Origin of the sequence: Methanosphaera sp. BMS (assembly GCF_003268005.1) — an archaeon.
GTDB lineage: Archaea > Methanobacteriota > Methanobacteria > Methanobacteriales > Methanobacteriaceae > Methanosphaera.
In genome coordinates this window covers 827,957-853,992 of sequence record NZ_CP014213.1, presented here as the reverse complement: position 1 = coordinate 853,992, position 26,036 = coordinate 827,957, and the positions used below count along the sequence as shown (strand labels likewise).

Genomic DNA, 26,036 nt, shown 5'->3' with positions numbered 1-26,036 from the left:
GAGACTTACATTCTATAATAAAATCTAGAACAAATATTAGCATGATTAATTATTCCTATTTTAAAGAATCAATATCCAAAAAAATAAAGAAATAAAGTATGTTCAACTAACCATTAAACCTGATGAAAACATGAATATAAAACATAATATAGCTGGAATAAATGGTGCTCCAATTGCATAAAATAAAAACCAATGTAATGGTCCTCTTATATCATGTTTTGTATGCTGATTTACTTTATCCAAAAACAATACCGGAAACAATATCAGATAATATAATATTATTAATGAAATATTCAAAAATATATTATCTAATAAATAATATAAAGCCACACTTGCTAATCCGAATAAGGCAGTAGCTGGCATCATAAACATTAAATAAATGGTTATAACATAATAATTATCGTTATACTGATTGAATACATCTGATCTTATGAAAAAAACCAAACCAAAAATAACATAGAGTAATCCGATAGGAAATGCCATTGAATATGCAATAAATCCAGACTCATTACCCATAATAGGAATTAAAGGATAAAAGAACATCCATGTATTTATTCCACCTACAATTAAACCTTTGCTTTCTAAGCGGTAATTATTGAATGTTTTGTTTCCGATTTTCTCCTGAAGTCTAACATTAAAGAGTTTAAAAAACAACTTATAATACTTGAAGATAAAAAGTAACCCATAAGTAAGAAGTGAAATATAATAGCATAGCCATGAATGCTGTATTCCATAATACATTCCGTAAATACATATTACTGTCCATATGATGAATTTTATCCCATCCTTTTTTAATGAAACGTTGAAGTGTTTTTCATGAAGATCCTGTTCGGTCTGTCTGAACTGGTCATTCAAAGAATCCGCGTAGACATTTTCTCTTTCAACTGTATTCCAGTCAAAATCCTCAAATTGATGGTTGCATTTACGGCAGAATATCTGCTCGTTAAGGTTTTCTGCATTACAATTCTCACAATACTTCATAATACCACGCTCATTGTATCATAATAATCTTCTGCTACATAATAGTGTTCATAATCATTAATAATCAGGGATTTATTTAAATTAAGTAGTGAAATAATTTTATATTGTTCATGGAATAGTTCTAATATTTCGTTTTCCATGCTTAAAGTTATGTTCATAATTACCTTTTCACTATAGTCATGATAAAAGTTTTCAACAGCTTCTTTAGAGAATCCATAATAGAAATAACATATTCCCATTATATTGCTTTTTTCCTGACCTAATCTGGAACAAAAGATTTCATAAGTTGCCTTGTTTAATATGGAATGTTCTGCTAGTGGTTCTGTATCCAATTTAAACAGTAAATTCAAATCCTTGGAGAATTCATCATAAACTGTCTTGGGTACTGGCAGGTTTAATACTTTTAAAAATCCTTTAACTATATTCTCGGTAACCTTTGATAGACGTGTTATTTCATCTAAAGTGAAGTATGTATCCTGTAATATTTCCATGCATTTTACTTTAATGTAATTACTACTACTTTTAATGGTGGATTTTAATGTATTTTCCACACTTTTAGCTGATTGTTCAATCATTTCACTGTTTTTAAAGATACTGGCTATCTTTTTACTATCTGCTATGAATCCTATCATGTGATCAACTGGAAATGATGTTGCAACATCCCAACCAAAATTAATCAATCTAGTTGTATTATCTAATTGATTTAAGTTTAAAAGACCACAAGCATCAGCACATATGAGTGCTCCAGCAACATAAACAACTGGAACTAAAAATGGACCAACAGCTGGTATTCCCACACAGTATGGTGCAGCTGACATTAATATTGATCCAACGGTTCTTTGTAATTCAGCTTCTGGAGAGCCAATCTCAAATCCGGTAAATGTATAATCATCATCACTTTGAACTCCATGGATTACATTATCTCCATACTGGATGTAATCAACAATCAAACCAGTATTTTTATCCATAGTCAACGTCGTATTCATGTTATCATTTAAAACCAAGTAAAGATAATTTTCATCCTCAAAGACATTATATGAATTTGTATCAAAAGCATCCAATATATTATTTAAGGCTGAATTAACTGGATGGGATGAATCCAACGCTTTTTCTTCTAAGATTGATAACATGTAGGATGTGATGAATCTGAACATTATCTTGTTATCATTAGCCCCATTTATCATCATGCCCATATTGGGATCCAATGCACTAATATACACTCTGCCATTATATCCGCATAAGATTACGGTATAATTTTCTCTATGATTTGATACATTTAATGCTTCTGCAATTGTATCAGCAAGCAGATCATTTGAATAGAACACTTTACCGGCAGTATAAATTAAATGGTTAACAATAGTATTGCTAGTGTTTAAGAAGTCTGTCGTGTTTATTTTTGTCTTTGTAATGAAGTATGTTTGAGTAACATTGATATTATATTTATTGTAGTAGTATATAGGTTCAACTCGTTGAATCTGTTGGTTGTTATAAGAGAATATTGTAATGAAATCCTCTTGTATACTATACCAGTCAAGAGTAGAATTGTATCCTGGATAAATAGTTATATTGCAAAGTACATTATTATTTATTATGATACTGGCCTTATTATCCAAAGAACCATCGGTATTATTGAATATTATACTTAAAAAGTTGGTATTTTCGGTAAAATCATATACTAATTCTATATTAATAAATGAACCATCATCCTCTTTACTGATGTATAATCCTTGTCCCTCTTTATTTTCATAATTCATTATGGCAGTTCCATTTAATGATAGATAAGTCCTGACTAATTGTTCAGATTCGAAATAATGACTTTCGTTAGCAATGACAATATCAAAGGATTTATCATATGATATTTCCGTACCTGTTGGGCTATACCATATTATTGGTATTTTTATTGTGTATAGTGAATTATTTGAACTGATATTTGTCTGGTTATTTATTATATCTGGTATTTGTGAAGGTTCATTATGTGGTATGTATATGTTTATTTGTCCGGTTGTGATGTTGGTGTTTTGTGTTGTTTGATTGTCATATCCGGTATATACTTTTAAACATGCTGTTAAATGGTATTTTCTTAAATTATACAATGTTGTGCTATTAAATATGAATGATTCATCCGTGATATTTTCAGTAGTTACAGTTAAGATGTTTTGAACAAATATCTTCACGTGACTATTTTTAATTGTTAACATTGCCGTGAAATCATCTCCAGTATTTAATGGTATGTATTGTTTTAATTTTATTGTCTGATAACCTGCATGGTTGATATTACCATCTTGAGTATACTGCTCTACACCATTTTTATAGATTACAAGCGTATAGTTGGATTCTTTATCAAAGAATGTTCCTACGGCTTGTATTTGTTCTGCACTTCGTGAATGGTAATTGTTTGCAATAGTAAATTCAGTACTGTTACTGTCAAATGTGTATACACTACATGTTTCATATTGATAAATATTGGAATAATTACATCTATTATCTAATAGGAATGCTATGAATCCGTCTGTTCCGAGGCTTTTATCATAATATGATACATAGTTGAATCCACTGATTCCATTATCGGTTCCCCAACTATTTTTGATTATAAAAGCACCATCACCCACAGGAATACTTCCATTGTTATTGAAGTTATATCTGCTATATGTATCGTCCCATCCTATAATGGATACTGCGTGATTAGGACTTGTTATTGTAGGATTATAATAATTTACTGTAGTGGATATTATTAGATTATCTTCTATTGTCTTATTTGTATGATCACAACTTCCGTTAACACTTAAATCTGTAAATAATGCACCATATTTTAATATTGCATTTTTTATATCCTGTGGATTTAAACTGTTGTAATTTTCAAGAAATACCACGTCCTGAATATGGAATGTTGATGGAATATCATCAGACAATATGCTTTCTTCAAAGAATATATCATCCAAATCATTTACTGGGTCTGTCCAGCTTAACAGGTAATTAATTGGTCTAAGTAGTGAACTACCTGTATTAGCATCTGCATCTGTTCCGTTGATGTTGTATTTGTTGATAATGTTTTTCAGATGATTTTCAGAGAAATCTGTTGTCTGATTAAATGATTTGAGTATAGCTGATTCTAGTGTGCCAAGACTTGCAAATGCCCAACACGCATTAGATGAGCCTTGATTTTTAACTGATGTAACCATGTTGTAATCATTTAAATTAAATGATGATAAATCATCTTGTACAAATATATTTAATAACTTGCTTTTAGCAACATAACTACCCGATTCGATTAAATTTATATGTATCTGTTCTAAACCATCATGAATGCCTGTTTTATATGTTATGCTTGTTTGGTTGGTGTTACTTAAATATTGTTGTATGATTGTTTCATCAGGGAAAATTATTTGAATGGTTGCAGTTATTTTTTCATCAAATGTTATGTTTATTGTGATGTTGGTATCTGTTGTGGTTAATATGTCATCTGTTATTAGGTTTATATCTTTTTTAGGTATTAATGTGTTTACTTGGTTGTTATGATTGTTTGTTATGGATAATGTTTTGAGTCCTGTTTGTATTTCTGTGGTGTTGGTGTTGTTTATTGTCATGTATTCATTGTTTTCTATTATTTTCCATGTTTGCGGAGAGTTGTTGTTTGTTATTGTCATAAAATCCGGTGTATTGGTTCCCCAGTAATTGTCATTTATATTTCCTGTTAGTTCATTTGTGATAACGGATGTTTTCATCGTATTTAAGTCGAATGAGTTATTATTGATAAGAGTTACTGTTTCTATTGTGTGTATGTTTGTGTAATTGTTTGCATTGTTGTCTTGGAAGGTGGAGTTTGTTACTTCTAGGGTGTTTAACATTGTTGCTGAGATTGCACCACCATTGTTCTGTGCATTGTTTGAGGTGTATGTATTATTGTTGAGGTATAACAGGCTTTTGGATGAGTATATTGCACCACCATCGATTGATACATTATTTGATAGGAAATGACTGTTTTCTATAATGTTTTCATTTTCTCCAATTACGCAGATGGCTCCACCGTATTTAGCGGTATTGTTGGTGAATGTTGAATTGTCAATGTATAAATTACTATTTTCAGAATATATCCCTCCACCTACACCATTAAGAACATTATTTTCATTAAATAATGTGTTATTTATCACGACAATGGAATATTTACTGATTATGCTTCCGCCCTGAACTGAAGCATTGTTATAATTGAATACTGAATTGTTGATATTCAAGTTGCTTGTTGTAGAGTAAATGGAAGATGCATATCTAGCATGATTATAGTTAAATGTACAATTATCGACTGTGGTAGTGGAATCATCAATTAATAATAGTCCTTTTTCTGTTGCGTTATTGTTTATATAAATGTTATTGTTGATAAAGTCTAATGAAGATATGGATCTTTGTACTGACGCCTTTTTTGCATAGTTACCTGTGAATATATTGTTGTATTGTATTGATAATGTGTCCGATAAATCTAACACACCACCTATATTTCCGGCATTATTTGAAAAGGTATTATTTAATAAGTATACACTACTATTATTAGTTGAAATTACGCCACCAAAAGTAGCAGAGTTATTATGTATACTGTTGTTTATTAAAAATATGTTGCCTTCAAGACTCTTGATTATTCCACCCTTATGGTTCAATGTATCATTATTTAGGGAGTAAGAGTTGTTTATCACGGAATTATCAGAGATATTGTTGTTTAGAAGTGTGATATTGCCCCTATTAAATATCGCACCCGCCATTGAAAATGCATGATTATTTTCTATTGTGTAGTTAATTATTGTCAAATTTCCAGTATTTACAAATAATCCCCCACAATCATTGTTATATCCGTTGATAAATCGTATATTACTGAATGTAACATCATAATCATTTGAAATATTCATGCAATTATTGGTATTGTTTCCATCAAATATTATTGTTTTATTTGCTTGAGCCATGATTTTAATGTTGTGTGAAGTAGAGTTTATAGTTAAATTTGTCATAAGATAAGTGTCCGTATCTGTTAATGTGGATAATAGTATTATCTGATTATCATTTGCTATATTAACTGCTGTTTCTAATGTGGTGGGATTGTTTATCGTATCTCCATTACTGTTTATGTCCCCATTTGAGTTGACATAGATATAATCTGATAAAATGGTGATATTTTTGTCTTCTTGTTTTAAGTTTTGATTATTTTCATTCATTATTATTGCATGTAAGGTATAGTTTCCTTCATAAAATATTGGCGTGTAATAATCTACTGTGAAATTATCTGTGATAATTGTTGTATTTAATAACAATAATTCATCCAAGTATAACAGTAAAGTATTGTTTTGACTGATGTATTCAGATGGTATGAAAATTGTAAATACATTGTAACTACAGCGATATATCTCATCATTTTCAATGCTTATCTTTGGATTATGTAATGTGATATTATTTGTATATATATAGGAAGTATATCCAGTACTTTCACCAATTACAATAGATAATGTATAATTGTTTGGATTGTATCTGTTGTACATTTGAGCATTAATTGTACTGCCATTCGTATTAGATATTAATTGGGTTACTCCGTTTAGTTTTACTGCATATGTGATATTTCTGTTGATTGTTTGGTTAAATTCATTGAAAACATCTGCTTTGATTACAAGTTTATTGGCATAATAATCGATTTCTTCTAACACGATATAAATATCCTGTTTTGCGATGGTGAATGTGGATTCTGTTTCGTACCTATCATACAATTCATCTATATAAACAGCTTTCATTGTCTTATCACCTATGCTAAGTGACTCAGGTATTATATATGATAGTTCTGCTTCATTATTCAGTACACCTACTTGGATTACCGTTCCATTATCATATTTAAGGGTCTTTCCATTTAACTTAAAGATTACTTCTCCACCATTTATATTAAGATTGGAACTGTTTATGGTCGTTGTTAAGTTAACAGTACCTCCCCTTTTTGTCGGATTCGGCGTTACATTTAAGTTAACCGTATAATTTCGCTTATATACAACCAACGTATTTGTTGTACGACTACCATTATACGCACTACTTCCAGAATATACTATAGTATAATTATGTATACCCTCAAGTGTAGCCGGCAATGTAACATTAAATGAGGATATTCCATTGTTTACCTTAGCATAGATTACCTTGCCATTTTCATCCTTGACCGTTTTACCATTAATTTTCATCACACACTTTCCTGATGAAACATTATTATGATCCTCATCGAGTATCCAAGCAGTAAATGTCACAGTATCCTTCACATAACAGAATACCGGAGATATTATTATATTTGCATATTGCTTGCGAATTACAATAACCTGACTGCTATTGGACGGATTATAAATGTCACTACCACTATATATCGCCTGTATAGTATCATTTACACTGATATTATACACGAAATTCAGAATTGCCAGCCCATTTATAACATCCGCTGTCCCAATAACTTGATTTCTTAGAATAAATGTTACAAAACCTTCATTCACAACATAATTACATTCATCTGTAACGATAGCACATTCAATTACATTATGATATACTACTCCAATAGCATTAGTTATTATCGTCGTTGTATTTAATTTCCGTACAGTAAATGAAGTGATATTGTATACGAAGTCTGTTTCACCATCATAAAATACCACCACCTCATTTAAGCCTATATCATAATCAGTTATGCTGAAATTGTATTCTCCATTCACATCAGTTGTTGTCGTGTACTCCTCATCATTTAACAGCAATGTTATTTCTTCCTGCATTAAGGGAACAGTATTATTATTAAGTGTTCCAAATATACTGGCAGTATCACCATATTTGATATCAGTAGCTGAAACAATTAATGAGATATCTGATGATTCATCATCCCTTTTTACTGTTTTATTTTTATATTCCCTGTTTATCTTCTCCGAATCACTTTCATTTTTTTTTCCAATATTTTCAGAAACAATATTATAATCATTTACATTTGAGTTAATATCATCATTATCCACTTCAAGTGTTTGTGTTTTTTCAGATTGAGATTCATTGACATCTGAAGCACATACAACCGATAAAGATAATAAAAACACTATTATACTCACTATTAAAAATTTATTATTCATTAAATCACCTGAAATAGGTTTATTCTTTTTATTTTCAAATCAAAGAGTATTTTTTACTATGTATTCTCAGTTAATCATTTAAAAGTGTTCACTTCAAGTTATATTAATTTATTCGATTAATAATAATAGTTTTAATTTTAATATAAGATTAAAACTCATTTTATTATATTTTAAGATTTCATGTCAACAACAAATCCTCCTCCTTCTACTTCATGTATATTATATATTTAATTATAATAATATAATAATAATATATATTTAATTATTAATAAATAATTTTCTATTATCAGGCTAACTTAAATCATAAATTAGAGATTTAGCATAAGTAAACTTTAAAAAAGGGGATGTAAATTCTTTCATTTCTCATTTATTGTTAAACTTTGTAGTCAATAAAATTGCCTTAGTTAATGTTAAAACGGATAAAAGTCAGATAAATGATGCTATGTCTCGTTATAAATCATCACATGGAATCATTATATCAAATACTACCTCTGAAATAGTTCAAAAAGGAGATATTATTTATATTCCTCCAGAAATTTTTGCATTCATGTAGTAACGAGTTACTTGATGATAAAATGTATAATAAAAATCATGATATATTTAATTCTTTCTACTTTTTTATAATTTTTTTCGCATCGTAATTTTTAAAATCAATATACACTTGAAATATAACAATTGCATATGTATAATGCTATTTTTTGGCAAAAAATCCAACTTCTCGAAAATGTAAAAATAGTATCATTACATGTATATCAAATGACTTATTTTTGTATTTTTAAACCACTTTAAAATTGGCCTATTTTTTTACTTCGCTATACCGCTGTATAACGAAGTAAAATTTTCCCTAAAAAAATGAAACGAAAAAGTCTTTGAAAAAATATGTGGCTAAGAAGTATGATGAATATTTTAAAAAAGTAATACACTTGCTCATGAAAATTAATCTTAAAAAAAATCTATGGGAAATAATTTCATCATTGAAAAAAATATGGATAATAAAAAAATATTAGAGTATCTTCAAAATGATACACAATTTTAATGTGGAAAAATTCAACTCCTAAAAAATACTATTTTTTATATACAGCGTATACATGTACTTAATTATATTTACTACTTCTATCAATCTTAAGTGTCTTGGAAAAAATAGGAGTATAAAAGACAAAAAATATAAAAATAAAAATATGAAAATGATAATAATAACAAAAATCAAATACAAAAAAGATAAAGAAAAAATTAAAAACAAATTACAAATATTTGCATTTCGAGAAATTACAGAAAACACATTTATCGGTGAAATCAAAAAAGAAGAACAAAAATACTAGAAGAAAAGATGACAAAACAAAACAATCTACAAGACACGATAATAATAATACCATTAAAACCTAATACCTACAAAAACATAACACAAATAGGACAAAAAATAAAACTAGAAGAAGAAAAATACAAAATAATATGATACCATGAAAATAATAATCGAAGGATACAATAAATCTATACATAAAAAAAGTGAATTGCTACAAATAAAAGAAAAAGAAGATGAAATATACAAAATAACTCCAAGAAAAGTAACTGACATAACATTACTTGCAAAAGGATATGTAACATTCGATGCATTAACATTAATATCAAAGCATAACATTCCGCTAATCTCAATAAACAAATATGGACAAATAGAATACATACTCACTAATCCACACTTTGATGACATAATGCTAAGAAAACAACAATACAAAACAAGTGAAAACTACAACGGAGTTAAAATATCAAAAGAAATAATAAAATCAAAAATAAAAAACCAATATTCAACAATTAAAACTCTAAACAAGACTAAAAAATACAGTAACGTACAAGAAAAACAAAAACAAATAAAAGAAAACATAAAAAAATGGATAAACTTGAAATAAGAGAAAACAAAAATATTAATTACATGAAAAACATAATCAGAGGCATTGAAGGAGAAACATCAAAAATATACTGGGCTTGCATAAAAGAATTAACACCAAAAGAAATAAACTTTCAAAACAGAAATCAAAAACCCAGAAATGACTTGTTAAATGCTATGCTAAACTATGGTTATTCAATACTTGCCTCAGAAATAACAAGAATAATACTACAAGAAAAATTAGATCCATACTGTGGATTATTACATTCTGATTTGAAAGGTAGAACAAGCTTAACATATGACTTAATAGAAGAATTCAGACAACAAATAACAGATAAAAGCGTATTATCCTTGATAAACAATAGACAGATAAAAATTGATGATATCGATAAAAGATCCAATAGATTAAAAATAGAAGCAAGAAAAGTATTAGCACAAAAAATATTGGATAAAATAAATAGTCAAATAACATATAATGATAACTTAATGACATATCAGGAAATAATGCAGGAACAAAGCAGAAAATTAAAAGATAGCATAATGAATGAAAGAGAATATAGGGGATTTTACTTACAATGGTAAAAATTAGGAAAGCACAGCAAAAAAAGTAATAATAAATATCCTTCCTAATAATACTTTTAAAAAAAGGATAAAAAACTATTTAAATACTTAAAATAAATAAAAATATAAAGAGTTCGTTAAACTATAAAATTACGAAGAAAGGTTAGACTGAAGGATACGGATTCCGGTTTGGTAATGAAGGACGAATGGTAAGTGTGCCATGCTATAATATACAGAATGGATGTTATAATGGGAAGTTGTTTGTTTTTTTACGATAGAGAAAAAATGATAAATGCATCACCGAAAAAAATGTATTATTAACCCCCACCTCTTTTTTTGGGTTTTTGTTACCGAAAGACACTTATACTATAAAGACATATTATAGAGTAGTGCAATATAGTAAAGGTGAGAATTTATGAAAATTGAAAGAAATACTAAAGTACAAAAAGGCAAAGGGGTACTCACAACGAGCATACCCCAGACGATATCTGAAATAATGGATATAAAAAAAGGGACACCCCTTATCTGGAAACTAACAGATGAAGGAAAAGTCACCATACAAAAAGAAGACACAGATGAGGAGTGAATACAATATGTTCGGATTCCTAAAAAAGAAACAAGACAAAAAACCAAAACCAACCCCAGAGGCTAAGCCAACACCCTTAGAAGTTGGAGCCAAAATATTCCAACTACACGTTGATGGCATGCCAAGACCACAAGAAAAAAATAATCATAGAATTGGTAGGTGAAGGAAAACTACTGGAAGATGATGGACATTATGAGGAAACCCTTAAGTGTTATGAGGAGGCGGAGGAGTTGACTTTTGTTATTTGTGGTGAGTTGATTGAACGGTTTAAGGCTGATAATCCTCAGCGTCCTGATGATTGGGATTGGTTGTATCTTCGGATGATTCGTCGTCGTATTCGTGTGTGTCGTAAGGCATTAGAGAAGCGTGATGGTTGATTTATTCTCCCCCCTCTTTTTTTTTCAAAGTTTTGTTCGTTAAACTATAAAATTACGAAGAAAGGTTAGACGAGGTGATAATTATGAGAACACTCCTTGAAGAAATAACTGAATACAAACAATTACATGACAAACTATCTTCCTCCCTGAAAGCAGATGGTTGTAAATATACTCTTGTAAATTATAAACTATGCAAAGTTTGGCGGTTATCCTATTGAAAGATTAGATTGGTACAGGAAGTACCGACATGAAATAGATAGAATGATTGAATTAAGCACTCACTTTGTTGAAAAATTAGCTATCCTCGTGGATATGGGTACAGCATGGGATGAATTTGTCGATTTAATGGAAGGAAATGTAGATGAGTGTCGTTGTAGTCTAACGCTACAACAGATTATTGATTTGGGACAATTATATATAAGTATGGGTTGAATATGAATTTATGTTCATTAAACTATAAAATTACAAAGAAAGGTTAACTCATGTCCATAGATTTTAAGCCAGTAATCAGAATTACAATAAAAAAGATTAACTAATTGAATGATGTTTCTTCATATTTAACGGCTTTTGATAGTGTTTTTATCCATTTTTTGATTTTTAATATCCAATACGGTATTTATAATCAAACTGGTTTTTTTTATTTGAACTAGTTTGTCTTATTTTTAAAGTTCATCTTTTTTAATTATGGCGAACTAGTTTTTTTATACAAACTAGTTTTTTTATTTTTTCTATTTTTATTTTATAAATTATGTTGCACTAGTTTTTTTATGCGAACTGGTATATATAAATAATATATTAAACATAACTAATATTATAAGGAGTTATTAAATATGATGCCTACTACTGTGCCAAAAAACATTGATAAATACTTTTTCAATAGAACAAAAGATATTAAGAAGATAAACCTGCAAATAAGCAGTATATATGAAGATTTACCAAATCAATTGTTGATAACTGGAAATAGGGGTGTGGGAAAAACATTCCTTTTAAAGAAAATCCTACATGATACGGATAAGAAAACATTAACAGCATATATTGATATATCAAAGATATATTCAACAAACAAAAAAGTTACAGAAGAAGAGATATTAAAAGAGATGTTATCGAGTATATATGAATCATTAAGACAAAAACAATCTGTTTTTAAGAACTTCGAGGACAACCTGAAAAATATCATTATGAATATTAAATTACATGATTATGAATTTACTGATGCTGCAAGTATATTTGATATTCCTATTCCAAAAATTAAAGAGAATTACAAGGCTTTAAGTAAATTTGTAATGGAACTTCCACAGAAAATAATTGACACGTCAGATGAAATAGATGCATTTATACTAGTATTTGATGAATTCCAATTTATAAAACATGTTGAAAATCCCGAAGCATTTTTCTGGCTTTTTAGAAGTTATATTCAAGATCAATCAAATGTATGCTATATTTTCACTGGTTCAGTAAGTAAAAGTGCCGATATAATAGAGGATATTAATGGTCAAAGAGGAGCATTTGCCGGTCGTATGATTCAAATAGATATAGAAGCATTTACTAAAGAGGAAACATACAAGTATCTTAATGAAAAAGCAGGAGATATAAAATTTACGGATGATGGATTTGATAGATTTTATAAATGTACCAGAGGAATACCTGCATACATTAATACGTTTTGTAATGTTTTAGATTCAGGTAAAATATATGATGAAGAAATGATTAAAGAAAGTTTCATGATGAAAATGGATCAGATAGTAATCATGTGGTTATATATCTGGGGAAACCTTAACGATTACGAAAAAACCATAATAAAAATATTGGTTGATGAAAAGCAGTTAACATGGAATACTCTTCTAGAAAAAACAGGATATTCAAAATCTACATTAACAAAATATATTGATTCGTTAAATAATAAGGCAATACTCGGGTATTCCAATGATAATATGTATATGATTAATGATATGATGTTAGTAACATGGTTAAAACATAAAAAGGAAACAGAAGGTCAATATCCATTATAAAATATAATTTAAGATAAACTTTTAGCAATATACTAGAATATTCCAAATAAAAGCCTGAAATGATTTAAAAAAATTATTGAAGTATTGCATATATTTTTAATGAATGTCATCTGCTTATTGTATCAAATAATGTTTTGAATGCGGTCTCGTCTTCAGAACCCTTTTCATAGATATGGTATTTGAATCCATTTTTTTCAAAGTAGGTTTCCTTAATTTTTACTTTTGGATTTTCAGCTATTGCAATCTTTAGTTCGGTATCATTTAGGGTATATGAATAAGTTGAGACGGAATTGTTTCCATATTTGCTTTTCATTTGATTGACTTTCTTGTCAAAGGAACCTCCTTTTTGAACTTCATAAATTCCTATATTCGTTCTTAGACTGGAAAAAAGAACTCCATTATAACTTATTTTTTGAATATCATAACCCTCCGGGATATCTACAGTAGAAGATCCGACAGCGACAGTTGAACAATTATTGTTGGGTGCTATGTCCGGATAGGTGGTGTATATGATTGTACAAAGAATAATTAATAGTATTACCAGTATTATTTTTGCTAGTTTTGTGTTCATATGATACCACTTAATTATTATTTTATTTTATCCTATATTTAAATATGCTTTCACTTATAGGTAAAATTATGGGGGATTATCCTGTTATTTAACGAAATCTGATTAGATTAATTATATTCTAATATAAAATAATCATGTTTTTCGAGTTATTTTTTCTTCGCAATAATAAAGATGTCTAATAGCTTCATACTCCATTTATATGTGAAATTTTCATAATTATGGTTAATCCTGTATTATCCTCTTTAAATTTACAAAAGTGGAGTTATGTAATTGATACTGATATTCATCGTGCTTTCAATAGCGTTTTCAATATCAAATGTTGGATTGAACAACATGACTTCATTTCAATTCTATCGATTATTAAGGTAGATGTGGGTGTATGATGGAATAATAGGAGATCTTTAACAATATTTGTGTCAATGGAGTAGGGATATCCTACTGAATTTTAAGAATTAACTGTTTTAACCTGCTTATATTTATTTTTCTAGGATTATGATAATATCATGTGGATTTATCCAAGACTAATATTAATATTATGGTGAAAGTATGAATAAATCAATACTTTAAGTTAATGAATCAAAAGATATATAAAAAAAATTAGACTATAATTATATATTAAAGAGAATCTATAACCCGTGGGTGATAATATGGGATTATTACTAGCAAAACATATAAAAGATGAATTAATCGAAGAAACAGTTAAAACATTAAATGATGAAGAAAAACTATTGGAAATAGTAAAAAATGATGAAAACCTCTTTGCAGTCAGAGAACTTGCAGCAAAACAGATAACAGATAGTGGCTTGTTAAAGGAAATCATATTTGACACGTCAGATACCACGTACAACAAGACTGTCTTTGACATACGTGAAGTTGCAGTAAACCAGATAACAGATAACCAAACACTAGTTGAAGTAATAAACAATTACTATGACGACTCATCTAAGACAAAATATGACCTGAATGTTGTAATGGCAGCACTTCGACAGGTAAATGATGATGAGATTCTAATTAATATCTCCAATGCTGACTATGATGATGAAGTAGTAAACTTAGCAGTGGAAAGATTGAATGAAAAATTCGAGGATCTTGATAAGACCAAACTCAAAAATGCATGTGATGATGACAGTAAGGTTAAACGATTATGGGCAATCAATCAGATAGATGATGATGAAACACTCATTGATATAGCCTTGAACGCCAAGTACTTGGATGTCCGCCGAGAAGCATTAGGAAGGATAGGAAGTAATGATGAAAGAATCATATCACTAAAGGATATACTCCTAAAGGAAAAGGATTATCAGGACAAAAGAAACGAGTACATTATCTTGAATAAGGAAGATGAAGAGAATAAACAAGAATTAGCGGATAAAGCAAGTAATCTTGGCGTGGAATATAGAAGAATTGGTAATTCTCAAAAGGAAAAATTTTATAACGAGCAATGCAAGCTTTTTGAAAACAATTAGATTACCTGGACACTTTTAAACCTCACCACCATTTCATCTTCTTTTAGATAGGTATATAACTGGGTTGTTGTATTGTAGTTTTCTTTCAGCTATGCTTCGTGTCGTGGATTACAATGTTAATGTTTTCCATGTTTACATTAGTGATCTCCACTTGTTTCTGTGTAGCTTAGGAACTTGTATAAGGATAACCGGATGTTTTTCTTCTATTTGGTTGCTTATTCCTTCAGAGTATTTGTTTTACTGTTTTTTTGTGGTTTTCATGATGATGGATTCCATCCAAGTAATGGTTTTAATTATTTGTTTTCAGATATAATATTTTTTATTGCATAAAAAGTACAATATACGATAAAATATGGAAAATAGATGATACGCGTGTAAACAAAAGAGTAACTCCTATTCATAATATTATACAACAACATATGAAAACAATAGAATAATAAAGCAAAAAGAAAAAGCAATTAACAATAATGCCTTAAACAAAACAGCAAGAAATATGGAATAGAGGTATATAAAAAAATTATAATATACCAGATAATATACGTGAAAGTAAGCAAAAATAACGCATATTTTAATATAAATAAGAACAATAATTATTAGTAATAATAATTATTATGATTAGTATCCCTGAAAAACATGAAACTAGTTATAATTATTACTTATTAAAACTAGTTAATAAGAGAGATGAATGAAAAATGAAGAGAATTAAAAGCATATTGCTATTAATCACACTATTGGTACTGCTGGTAGGCATAGCAAGTGCATCTGATGTTTCAGATGTTACAATAGGTGCAGATTCACCTGAAAGTGCATGTATGGATACACCAGCAGTGGAAGAAGTAACAGTACAAGAAAAAAGTACACCCACAATGGATGTACAGGTAAATGTAGTAAATAAAAAAGATAAAATAACAAGAGAAGAAAAAACTCTCAAAACAGCCTCCCATGAATATAATGTTAATAATTATGAAGAATTAAATAATTCATTAACATGGGATGGAACAAATAATAATATAACAATAAATATCAAAGATAACATAAAACTTGAGGGTAACTTGTCCATTGATTCAAATATAGTCAATGTTACCATCAATGGAGAAGCAAAGAAGATAAACGGGGATGACCAATACCACTTCTTAGATATTGGTACTGGCCAGAAGGTTACCATCAACAACCTCACCATTACCAACTGTACAATCAATCAAAACACTGTCGGTGATTATAATGGAGGAGCAATCACTAATAAGGGTAACCTAACAATAAAGCATTCTACACTCACAGAAAACCAGGCTAAAGGATGGTATGGTAGTGGAGGAGCAATCACTAATTACGGTTATTTAACCGTGAATGACACACAATTTACATACAATACCGCAGCAAGTGCTGGTGCAATCTACAATGAACATGCTAATTTAACCATAAAAAACAGTACATTCACAAATAACACTGCAATCTATACTGGTGGAGCAATCATCAATTACAACTATAGTAATTTAAATGTGACCAACACCCAATTCATTAACAACAACGCTTCTACTGGGGGAGCAATCAACAATAATAAGAATAGTAATTTAACTGTGACTGGCACACAATTTACAGATAACAGTGCAGAATATTATGGTGGAGCAATCTACAATTACAATGATGGTACTTTAACCGTGAACAACACACAATTCACGGGCAACCATGCAGGTTCTAGTGGTGGAGCAATTTACAACTATGACAGTACCATTAAAAAAATAAATAACACGATATTCTACAATAATACCCCAGCAAACTTCATAATAAACCAAACGACAGGAAACATACAACTACTAAATGACGATAACTACATCACCTTGAGTAAAGTCACCCTAATAGTAGATGGTGAAGAAGTATTAACTAATGCAGAACCAGAACAGTTAAATACTTATACAATTCCGGAGGGGCATCTTGTTAAAATAATTATAAACGGTACAAATACAATCAACAATGAATACATAATATCAGATACAATAAACGTGACAGGTTATCAGAAGTTAATAGATGCAATAGAAGCCGCTAAAAAAATCCAGTACGTCAACGTTATAATAAACCTACAGCCAGAAGGAAACTACGATGCAACCGCCAGTATAGACTGGAGTAACTCAGCTACACGTAATATCACCATAAACGGTAACGGGGTAACACTCAAGGGACTAGACACCTGCCAATTTATCACTATAGCAGCGGGACACAACTTAAAACTAGAAAACATTACAATAACAAACTACACGGCAACACGTGGTGGGGCAATAAGAAACTATGGTACTTTAACTGTGACCCAGACACAATTCACGAGCAACCACGCAAGTTGGGGTGGAGCAATCTACAATTACGGTCACAGTACTTTAACCGTGACTGGTACACAATTCACGGGAAACAACGCAACCGGTGGTGGTGCAATCTACAATGGCTGGTATAGTAATTTAACCGTGACCGAGACACAATTCACTGGCAACAACGCAACCAGTGGTGGTGCAATCTACAATTACTTGTATAGTAATTTAACCGTGACCGAGACACAATTCACGGACAACAACGCAACCATTGGTGGTGCAATATGTAATAACAATACAAGTAATTTAACAATCAATAATTCAATACTTGAATACAATAATGCAACAAGTGGTGGAGCAATCTACAACAATAATAGCTACTCTTTTATCCAAGAAAATTACTTCATAGCAAATACTGCACCTATGACTGGAAACGCTATAATAAATGAGGGAACCGCTACAATAGAAAACAATGAAGGTGATACGACCACCCAGTATAATGGGACAATATACACAAAATCAGATCTTACTGTGACAATAAAAAACAATAAGTTCTATGATAAATACAATACCAACATCAATATAACCACAAATAACACAAATCCCACCGTTGGTGATACGATAAAATTAACATTCACATTAAAGGACATGTTTGATGAACTAATAGCCCAAGAAAACATCACCATCACCATAGACCAGACAAACAACATAACAACAAACACTGAGGGAATAGCAACGATGGAATACACAGTAAAAAGCAATGACACACTAGTTACTGCAACATACCCCGGTAACAACAAATATAGTACAAACACCACGACATTAAACATTACAGCCCAGAAGCTAGACACACAAGTCCTCTTAGATGACGTGGATACAAAGGTAGGAAAAGCATTCAACATAACAGGGAAGCTACTGGAGGATGGTAACCCCGTACCAGGTGCAACCGTAAAGATAACCGTTAATGGCTCAACAAAACCTGCAATCACCAATGACCTTGGACAGTTCAACACAAACTTCACATTATATGAGAGTGGAGAATACAATATAACAGCACTATTCCCTGAAACAAGTGCATACAAATCATCAACCAACAACACTGCAAAAATCACCGCAACCAAGACCGACACAAAACTAACCCTTAACGTGTCCAACACGACAATAGTAAACAGTACAGAAATAACAATAACAGTAAACCTTACAGACATAGACGACAACCCACTAGATGGAGAAGACATCACAATTACAATCGGTGATGAAACATTTATAGTCCAAACAAGCGGTGGAGTAGCAACAAGAAACTACACGACAAAACAACTAGGAACACAGACAATCACGGCCAAGTACAATGGAAACAACATGTACAACGCTAATACCTCCACAACGGATATAACCGTGTATAAAATAGACACGAAACTAACACTAATGGTATCCAGCAATACACCAGTTAATAGTACTCCAATAAACATAACCATGACACTAACCGGTGATACTAATACACTAGCAAACCAGGATATAACACTAAATATTAACGGTGAAAACCACACAATAAAAACAAATGCTAACGGAGTAGCAATAAAAGAATACACGCCGACAACACTGGGAAAACAAACAATAACCGCCCAGTACAATGGAGACAGCCAATATTATAATAGCACGACTAAATCAGTAGAAATAAATGTTATAAAAATAGACACAAAACTAACACTACAAGCATCCGACAAGTCCCCTATTAACAGTACTCCAATAAATATCACTGCTACATTAACCGACGCTAACGGTAACAAATTATCCGGTGAAACGATTACAATAAATGTTAACGGTAAAACATACAATGTTAAAACTGATAATAATGGAATAGCAACACAAAACTACACGCCAACCCGGGTAGAAACCCAAACAATCACAGCTACCTATAATGGTGATAGCAAATATGTAAACAGTACTGCAACAGCCAACATAACCATCAAGAAAATCAATACAAAATTGGTAGTTAAAGTATCCAATACGACATCTATTAACAATACACAAGTAAACATAACAGCAACACTAACTGATACAAATGGGGACAAATTAGCTGGAGCGAACATAACAATAACAGTAGCCGGTAAAACATACACGGTAAAAACAGACGCTAATGGGGTAGCAACAAAAGCATACACGCCAACAACCCTAGGAAAACAGACAATAACCGCATCATATAAAGGTGATAGTAAATATATCAACAGCACGGCAACAACAGACCTTACCGTCAAGAAGATCAATACCAAGATAACCCTACAAGCATCCAACACGACACCAATAAACAACACCCCAATAAACATAACAGCTACACTCACAGATGCAAGTGGTAACAAACTAGCAGGACAGAACATAATCCTAAACATCAACGGCAAAAAATACACGGTAAAAACAGATAGTAACGGTAGCGTTACTAAGGCTTACACTCCTACGGTGGTAGAATCCCAGACAATCACGGCCACATATAATGGAAACAGCATGTACAACAATTCGACAAAAAGCATGAAGATAGCCGTGAAAAACAAGATAAATACCAAGACCACAGTCACCCCTGTAAGTGGAGTCATAGGAGAAAAGTTAACAATCAAGGCAACAGTAACCGATACAAACGGCAATAATGTAAACGAAGGAAATCTCATCTTCAAAGTAAACGGTGTGACAATAAAGGATAACGGTAAGCTAACAGGTAGTGACAAGCCATTAAAAGTAAAAGTGGTAAACGGTGTCGCTACGGCTACTATCATACCTGACATCAATATGACCAATGCTAAGAACATCACCGCCTCCTACATCGGCACAACAATATACAATGCATCCATAAGCAGTCCTTCAAATATTAACATATCCAAACGTAATGCTACTATAGAAGTAAGCATTAACAAGAAGATAATCAAACAGGGACGGGTACTCACTATAACCGCTAAGATCTATGACACAACAAACGGCAAAAAAACTAATAATATTACAAAGTATCAGGATGAATACGTCTACTTCAAGATAAACGGTATAACACTCAAGGATGCAGATGGTAACATGCTTAAAGTCAAGATAGTTAACGGCACAGCAACGGTAAACTATACAATACCATTAGGTATCTCCTGTGTAACAGATACACAGACCATGACCGTGAAGAATCATACCATACAGGTAGGATTGTACAATAAGAATTACCAGAATATCATGACTAAGACGCCAACATTCCAGGTGGAAAGATCCAACATCACCATAAACATAGCTAACGCTACTGTTAACAACAAGACACATAAATTATCACTGCAAGCAACCATCAGGGACTATCTTGGTAACGTAGTATCTGGTCCTAATAAGTGTGTGATAAAGGTAAACGGTTTAAGCCTGAAAAATGGAAACCAGCCATTATACTTCTATTCCAACAATGGAATACTTGAACTGAAGGATATTACAATTCCAGCATACAATAACTACAAGACAATTGAAATAGTAACACAGGACAGACTAGCATATAAGAGTCAGAGAAACATGACAACAACAATTAATGTATTGAACTAAAAGATTACCCTTAACCTCCTTTATTTTTTTTAACCTTTTATTTATTGTTTTTCGAAAGTCTATAATTTATTGGTAACAGGTACCATTATCTTTTAGAAAATTTCATAATTTCCCATTGATTCTATTTGTTAAACTATCAAATTACAATGGAATTAAATAATAATCCCATTTTAACGATAAATTAGATTTTGGTAAATTAATTATAAAAAAAATAATGGATAATCAGGAATTATTAAAATTAATACTCTAAAAAAAATGATTATAAAGAGAAGGTTGATTATATCCAAGTGGAATTTTTATTATATTACTAATAAAACTATGCTTGATTAATCACATATAACAGTGATGAATAGTTATATTATGGGTTTAAAATCTTTTTGATGTCTTTGCCTCTATTATAGTTAATTATGTGATAATATTTTTATATCTCCATGATTCTCAAATAGTTGGTTTTTCTTGACTTGCCTATTGGAAAACCTCCGGTAATTATTATCAAATCACCTTTTTTCAGATTAAATTCCTTTTGTGCTACTTTCTTACAGTTTGCAACCATTTTATCAGTACTTTCATATATCTTGGTCACAACGGGCTTAACGCCAAAGTTCAACAGAACCTTCTCAGCTATATGATTGGATGGACAACAAGCAAGGATTGTAGTGTTTGGTCTTAGATTACTGATTTTACGGGCAGTAAAACCTGTCATGGTAGTTGTCACTATCGCTTTGATATTTGTGTATTCAACGGCATCCACAACCAATCTGGCAATCGTATCGCTAGTGCCTATTGAGCCTATGTATGATATGTGTTTTGTATAGTCGATGGTTGACTCCACATATTTACATATATCACTCATAATTGAAACAGATTCAACAGGATATAATCCAACAGTAGTCTCACCGGAGAGCATCACACAATCTGTTCCATCTAAAATGGCATTTGCCACATCCGATACTTCTGCCCGTGTCGGTCGTTGATTTTCATACATTGATGCCAGCATTTCAGTGGCTACAATGGCAAATTTACCTTTTTGCCGACATTTTCTAATAATGCTCTTTTGAAGTATCGGTAGTTCTTCCATTGGAACATTTACTCCCAAGTCTCCCCTTGCCACCATAACTCCATCGGATTCATTGATGATTTCATCAATATTTTCAATACCCTTTTTACTTTCAATCTTTGAAATTATCAGGGCATCTCCTCCTGCCTCTTTAATGATTTCACGAGCCTCAATTACATCCTCTTTTGTATTTACAAAGGATAATGCCAGGTAGTCACATGCATGTTTAGCAGCAAAGGTAATGTCTTCTTTATCTTTTATGCTCATAAATTCAAGCTTCAAATCAACTCCGGGTACGTTGATTGTCTTGTTGTTTTGTATTTTTCCATCAGCCAAGGCTTCCAGTACTATATAATCCTCTTTTTTGTTGATGACTTCCAGTTCAAAGAGTGCATTGTCTATAAGTACCTTGTCACCTACTTCTATAAAGTCGATTGCTTCTGAGTGATTGACTCCAAATTCATATTCATCTCCAATTATGCAACTTTTGCTCATTTTAATTGTGTCACCTTTTTTAAGGTTGACACATCCGTCCTTGAATTTCAAGGTTCTAAACTCGGGACCCTTGGTATCATACATGATGGCTATGGGTACATTGCATTCTTCACGTACCTGTCTTATTACTTCGATTGTTTTAAGCATATTCTCTTGTGTGGCATGACTAAGATTTATACGTGCACAGTCCATCCCGTTGTTTACCATTTTGCTCATAACCTCAACGCAATCGGATGCCGGTCCGATACTACAAATGATTTTTGTCTTTTTCACATTATCCCATCCATAACTTCATAGTTGATTGTAAATTAAAAAAGTGTTAAATAATCAGAATCTACTATTATTCATACATGTATTATTATTCTTTATTAATTAATAGTTATGGAATGGGAAAGTTATATAATTTGTGAATTAAAGAATTATTACTATAAAAAAACAGTAATAATTTTTAAAAAAGTTATTGGAAGCGTTATCACGTGTGAAAACATGTTTTTTAATGTGATATATGAATCATTTGGAGTAAATGTTCATGAAGATAATAATTTACGCATCAGAATACGGTTCAACAAAGCAATATGCAATGGAATTATCTGAAAAAACAGGTATCAGGGCAGTTGACTATCAAAAATTAGATGATATAAATTCATATAATACTATAATATATCTTGGTGGCTTATATGCCGGTGGCATACTTGGTATGAAAAAGACATTCAGTAAAATAAGTGATGTTTCTGCTAAAAGGATAATCATTGCAACGGTAGGCTTGGCAGATGTGAGTGATAAAAACAATACCCATACAATAAGAAAGAATATAAAAGGACAGTTGTCTGATGATGTGTATAATCAGGCTCATATATATTTTTTAAGGGGGGCAATAGACTATTCCCGTCTTGGACTAAAACACAAGACGATGATGGCATTATTATACCGAAAGGCAAAAAGATTAAATGAGAATCAAAAAACTGCAGAAGTAAAAGCCATGATTGAAACTTATGGTAAAAAGGTTAGTTTCATAGATTTTAATTCTTTAAATCCTATAATTGATGAAATCAAAGGATGTTCCTATGATTAATTTATATTAATTTCTATGTTTAAATTATAAAAGTTTATATAAGAAATAATAATATACTAATAGTATTCTTTAATGTGCAGTTACATGTGCACATCTAAAATTCTAGAAAAAGTAATGCTCTCACTAAAGGAGTGATGATAAATGGATTCTAAAAAAATATCAATTATTTCAATATTTACTGTTTTAACGGTTATCCTGCTTGGATTGGTAAGTGCATCAAACATTGGTTATACGGGTGGTGCTGATCCTGAAAGGGGTATTTCCATTGAATCGATAGAATTCAATATTCCCGATGGATACATGAAAAATGACTCTAAAACAATTATAAACCAATCAAACAATACGGGAGATAAGGGATATGTTTTAAATCAGCAAACCTATGTGAATGTAATTGGTGAAGAAATAGTAATATCCGTAGTTGATTATGATGATTTTGACGTGGATGCAAAGATGCTTCATAAGATATGTGAGGGTGCCGATGAGAAAACGTTGATGGGCTACTCTGGATATATTAACAGGGGAGAAGATTTTGCTCAGTTTGCCTATGCATATGATAATAAGGCAGTATCCATAACTGCTCCCAATGAAGAATTAATCAATCAAATGCTTGTAGTTGAAGATGCATAATTAACATTAAATAACGTTAATGAAATAAACAATGGTGTGATATAAATGATTATATACTTTTCTGCAACGGGTAACTGTAAATATGTGGCAAAAAGAATATCCGAAGAAACTGGTGATAATATCCACTCACTGATAGCTTTAAACAAGAACAAGGAGTATACATTGGAACTTAAAAAGGATGAATCATTGGGTATTATAACTCCAACATACTTCTGGGGACTACCGGTACTTGTCAGGCAATACCTTTCAAACATGAACATAAAAACGGACAATGATAATCTCTTTATCTATGCGGTAAGTACTTATGGAACAAGTCCCGGAGCATCCATTGCCATAATCGATGATCTATTGAAAGATAAAGGATTTAGATTAAGCTCCAAGTATACATTAATGATGGTGGATACATGGACGGTGATGTTTGATTTAACAAAAGAGGAGAACATAGCCGAATTTACCCGGGATACCGATAATAAGTTAAACATGATTATTGATAGCATTTCAAGTGCTAAAAATGAGGATTTAACCGAGAAAACCAAACCTAAACTATTTAGTAAATTTGCACAGTTTGCATATAATCTGGATAGAAAAACATCCTATTTTACCGTGGATGACTCATGTACATTGTGCGGTTTGTGCTCAAAGGATTGTCCCGTTGATGCTATAGAAATCAAGGATAAAAAGGTTGTATGGGTTAAAGATAAATGTCTGCTATGCTTTAGATGTTTACATAGATGTCCAACATTTTCAATCGAATATAAAAACAAGACAAAGGTCAATGGACAATATACTAATCCAAACATAACCGAGTTTGACTAGTACTATGATATATTAGTAGTTTTCGTGATTATAAAGTAATAGGTTAATCAATTATTTAATGATGATTATTTGGATTGATTATCAATGATTTGCTCATTTTATTGCTAAGCATAATCTACTACTGGAATGGATAAATAAAAAATAACAAAATGAATATAAAGTTTTGGCTGTGTAACAATTGCTACCTGACAAAAAGCAGTATCCGGTATCAATTTAATGCATAGTTAATATTATTATATAATTATGATATATACTATATTAAGGTGATAATTATGGAAAATATGGAAAATATGGAAAATATGAAGTTTTGTCAATCATGTGCAATGCCAATTACAGAGGAGCTATACGGTACAAATAAAGACGGAAGCCTAAATGATGAATACTGCAAATACTGCTATCAGGATGGTGAATTTACATCCGATTGTACAATGGAAGAAATGATTGAAATGTGCATACCATTAACAGTTGAACACTCTGATATGGATGAACAAAGTGTCACGATAATGTTAAATAAGGTTATTCCAGAACTTAAACGCTGGAAAAAAGAATAACACTCCCCACCTCTAAATCCTTTTTTTATTGAAACTATT

19 protein-coding genes are annotated in these 26,036 nt (G+C 31.0%); 15 read left to right on the top strand and 4 right to left on the bottom strand.

Features of this window, described 5'->3' with window-relative positions; translation table 11 throughout:
- Nucleotides 1-102 precede the first annotated feature (102 nt).
- Nucleotides 103-981 carry a hypothetical protein gene (locus AW729_RS03040; RefSeq protein ID WP_112123711.1) on the bottom strand — a complete coding sequence of 293 codons (879 nt, stop codon included), beginning with the start codon at nt 979-981 and terminating at the stop codon, nt 103-105.
- Entirely contained in the window at nt 978-8,087 is a 7,110-nt protein-coding gene (locus tag AW729_RS03035) for a C1 family peptidase (protein WP_112123710.1), read from the bottom strand. The genes AW729_RS03040 and AW729_RS03035 overlap by 4 nt, the downstream gene beginning before the upstream one ends.
- A 1,088-nt stretch (nt 8,088-9,175) precedes the next feature.
- Between AW729_RS03035 and AW729_RS11175 the strand changes: the two genes are divergently transcribed.
- From AW729_RS11175 to AW729_RS03010, 9 genes are all read left to right on the top strand, one after another.
- Nucleotides 9,176-9,406: a hypothetical protein gene (locus AW729_RS11175; protein WP_162685755.1), complete on the top strand. Its 231-nt coding sequence runs from the start codon at nt 9,176-9,178 to the stop codon at nt 9,404-9,406.
- A gap of 8 nt (nt 9,407-9,414) precedes the next feature.
- A complete protein-coding gene (locus AW729_RS11650) occupies nt 9,415-9,540 on the top strand; it encodes a hypothetical protein (protein ID WP_257791412.1) in 126 nt (41 codons plus the stop codon).
- Nucleotides 9,541-9,544: 4 nt separating this feature from the next.
- Nucleotides 9,545-9,988 carry a CRISPR-associated endonuclease Cas1 gene (locus AW729_RS11480; protein ID WP_112123708.1) on the top strand — a complete coding sequence of 148 codons (444 nt, stop codon included), beginning with the start codon at nt 9,545-9,547 and terminating at the stop codon, nt 9,986-9,988.
- Nucleotides 9,970-10,548, top strand: coding sequence for a CRISPR-associated endonuclease Cas1 (gene cas1, locus AW729_RS11475; protein WP_112123707.1), 579 nt, complete (start codon nt 9,970-9,972; stop codon nt 10,546-10,548). The genes AW729_RS11480 and cas1 overlap by 19 nt, the downstream gene beginning before the upstream one ends.
- Before the next feature lie 394 nt (nt 10,549-10,942).
- Nucleotides 10,943-11,113, top strand: coding sequence for a hypothetical protein (locus tag AW729_RS11165; RefSeq protein WP_162685754.1), 171 nt, complete (start codon nt 10,943-10,945; stop codon nt 11,111-11,113).
- Nucleotides 11,114-11,120: 7 nt separating this feature from the next.
- Nucleotides 11,121-11,276, top strand: coding sequence for a hypothetical protein (locus tag AW729_RS11160; RefSeq protein WP_162685753.1), 156 nt, complete (start codon nt 11,121-11,123; stop codon nt 11,274-11,276).
- Between the two features lie 297 nt (nt 11,277-11,573).
- The gene (locus tag AW729_RS11645; RefSeq protein ID WP_257791411.1) at nt 11,574-11,708 is read left to right on the top strand and encodes a hypothetical protein; all 135 of its coding nucleotides are present in this window, start codon (nt 11,574-11,576) and stop codon (nt 11,706-11,708) included.
- A 43-nt stretch (nt 11,709-11,751) separates the two neighbouring features.
- Nucleotides 11,752-11,922, top strand: coding sequence for a hypothetical protein (locus AW729_RS11155; protein ID WP_162685752.1), 171 nt, complete (start codon nt 11,752-11,754; stop codon nt 11,920-11,922).
- A 398-nt stretch (nt 11,923-12,320) separates the two neighbouring features.
- A complete protein-coding gene (locus AW729_RS03010) occupies nt 12,321-13,499 on the top strand; it encodes an ATP-binding protein (protein ID WP_112123705.1) in 1,179 nt (392 codons plus the stop codon).
- Between the two features lie 106 nt (nt 13,500-13,605).
- Here the strand turns inward: AW729_RS03010 and AW729_RS03005 are convergent, their stop codons facing one another.
- Nucleotides 13,606-14,070, bottom strand: a complete 465-nt coding sequence (locus AW729_RS03005; RefSeq protein ID WP_112123704.1) for a hypothetical protein — start codon at nt 14,068-14,070, stop codon at nt 13,606-13,608.
- Between the two features lie 647 nt (nt 14,071-14,717).
- On the opposite strand from AW729_RS03005, the gene AW729_RS03000 reads away from it, so the two are divergent.
- Together AW729_RS03000 and AW729_RS02995 are read left to right on the top strand one after the other, a co-directional pair.
- A complete protein-coding gene (locus AW729_RS03000; RefSeq protein ID WP_112123703.1) occupies nt 14,718-15,536 on the top strand; it encodes a hypothetical protein in 819 nt (272 codons plus the stop codon).
- A 692-nt stretch (nt 15,537-16,228) separates the two neighbouring features.
- The gene (locus tag AW729_RS02995; protein ID WP_112123702.1) at nt 16,229-21,379 is read left to right on the top strand and encodes an S-layer family protein; all 5,151 of its coding nucleotides are present in this window, start codon (nt 16,229-16,231) and stop codon (nt 21,377-21,379) included.
- 421 nt (nt 21,380-21,800) lie between these two features.
- Here AW729_RS02995 and pyk read toward each other — a convergent pair whose 3' ends face one another.
- Nucleotides 21,801-23,204, bottom strand: coding sequence for a pyruvate kinase (gene pyk, locus AW729_RS02990; RefSeq protein ID WP_112123701.1), 1,404 nt, complete (start codon nt 23,202-23,204; stop codon nt 21,801-21,803).
- A gap of 256 nt (nt 23,205-23,460) precedes the next feature.
- Between pyk and AW729_RS02985 the strand changes: the two genes are divergently transcribed.
- The 4 genes from AW729_RS02985 to AW729_RS02970 all read left to right on the top strand — a co-directional run bounded on the left by AW729_RS02985 (nt 23,461) and on the right by AW729_RS02970 (nt 25,997).
- Nucleotides 23,461-24,003, top strand: coding sequence for a flavodoxin domain-containing protein (locus AW729_RS02985; protein WP_112123700.1), 543 nt, complete (start codon nt 23,461-23,463; stop codon nt 24,001-24,003).
- Nucleotides 24,004-24,144: 141 nt separating this feature from the next.
- A complete protein-coding gene (locus AW729_RS02980) occupies nt 24,145-24,630 on the top strand; it encodes a hypothetical protein (protein ID WP_112123699.1) in 486 nt (161 codons plus the stop codon).
- A gap of 45 nt (nt 24,631-24,675) precedes the next feature.
- Nucleotides 24,676-25,446: an EFR1 family ferrodoxin gene (locus tag AW729_RS02975; protein WP_112123698.1), complete on the top strand. Its 771-nt coding sequence runs from the start codon at nt 24,676-24,678 to the stop codon at nt 25,444-25,446.
- Nucleotides 25,447-25,745: 299 nt separating this feature from the next.
- Nucleotides 25,746-25,997 carry a zinc ribbon domain-containing protein gene (locus AW729_RS02970; RefSeq protein ID WP_204355204.1) on the top strand — a complete coding sequence of 84 codons (252 nt, stop codon included), beginning with the start codon at nt 25,746-25,748 and terminating at the stop codon, nt 25,995-25,997.
- The last annotated feature ends 39 nt before the right edge of the window (nt 25,998-26,036 follow it).

What these genes read in the sequence shown, in the direction of transcription:
- AW729_RS03040 (WP_112123711.1), bottom strand. Translation starts at nt 981, where the DNA reads ATGAAGTATTGTGAGAATTGTAATGCAGAAAACCTTAACGAGCAGATA.
- AW729_RS03035 (WP_112123710.1), bottom strand. Translation starts at nt 8,087, where the DNA reads ATGAATAATAAATTTTTAATAGTGAGTATAATAGTGTTTTTATTATCT.
- AW729_RS11175 (WP_162685755.1), top strand. Translation starts at nt 9,176, where the DNA reads ATGTACTTAATTATATTTACTACTTCTATCAATCTTAAGTGTCTTGGA.
- AW729_RS11650 (WP_257791412.1), top strand. Translation starts at nt 9,415, where the DNA reads ATGACAAAACAAAACAATCTACAAGACACGATAATAATAATACCATTA.
- AW729_RS11480 (WP_112123708.1), top strand. Translation starts at nt 9,545, where the DNA reads ATGAAAATAATAATCGAAGGATACAATAAATCTATACATAAAAAAAGT.
- cas1 (WP_112123707.1), top strand. Translation starts at nt 9,970, where the DNA reads ATGGATAAACTTGAAATAAGAGAAAACAAAAATATTAATTACATGAAA.
- AW729_RS11165 (WP_162685754.1), top strand. Translation starts at nt 10,943, where the DNA reads ATGAAAATTGAAAGAAATACTAAAGTACAAAAAGGCAAAGGGGTACTC.
- AW729_RS11160 (WP_162685753.1), top strand. Translation starts at nt 11,121, where the DNA reads ATGTTCGGATTCCTAAAAAAGAAACAAGACAAAAAACCAAAACCAACC.
- AW729_RS11645 (WP_257791411.1), top strand. Translation starts at nt 11,574, where the DNA reads ATGAGAACACTCCTTGAAGAAATAACTGAATACAAACAATTACATGAC.
- AW729_RS11155 (WP_162685752.1), top strand. Translation starts at nt 11,752, where the DNA reads ATGATTGAATTAAGCACTCACTTTGTTGAAAAATTAGCTATCCTCGTG.
- AW729_RS03010 (WP_112123705.1), top strand. Translation starts at nt 12,321, where the DNA reads ATGATGCCTACTACTGTGCCAAAAAACATTGATAAATACTTTTTCAAT.
- AW729_RS03005 (WP_112123704.1), bottom strand. Translation starts at nt 14,070, where the DNA reads ATGAACACAAAACTAGCAAAAATAATACTGGTAATACTATTAATTATT.
- AW729_RS03000 (WP_112123703.1), top strand. Translation starts at nt 14,718, where the DNA reads ATGGGATTATTACTAGCAAAACATATAAAAGATGAATTAATCGAAGAA.
- AW729_RS02995 (WP_112123702.1), top strand. Translation starts at nt 16,229, where the DNA reads ATGAAGAGAATTAAAAGCATATTGCTATTAATCACACTATTGGTACTG.
- AW729_RS02985 (WP_112123700.1), top strand. Translation starts at nt 23,461, where the DNA reads ATGAAGATAATAATTTACGCATCAGAATACGGTTCAACAAAGCAATAT.
- AW729_RS02980 (WP_112123699.1), top strand. Translation starts at nt 24,145, where the DNA reads ATGGATTCTAAAAAAATATCAATTATTTCAATATTTACTGTTTTAACG.
- AW729_RS02975 (WP_112123698.1), top strand. Translation starts at nt 24,676, where the DNA reads ATGATTATATACTTTTCTGCAACGGGTAACTGTAAATATGTGGCAAAA.
- AW729_RS02970 (WP_204355204.1), top strand. Translation starts at nt 25,746, where the DNA reads ATGAAGTTTTGTCAATCATGTGCAATGCCAATTACAGAGGAGCTATAC.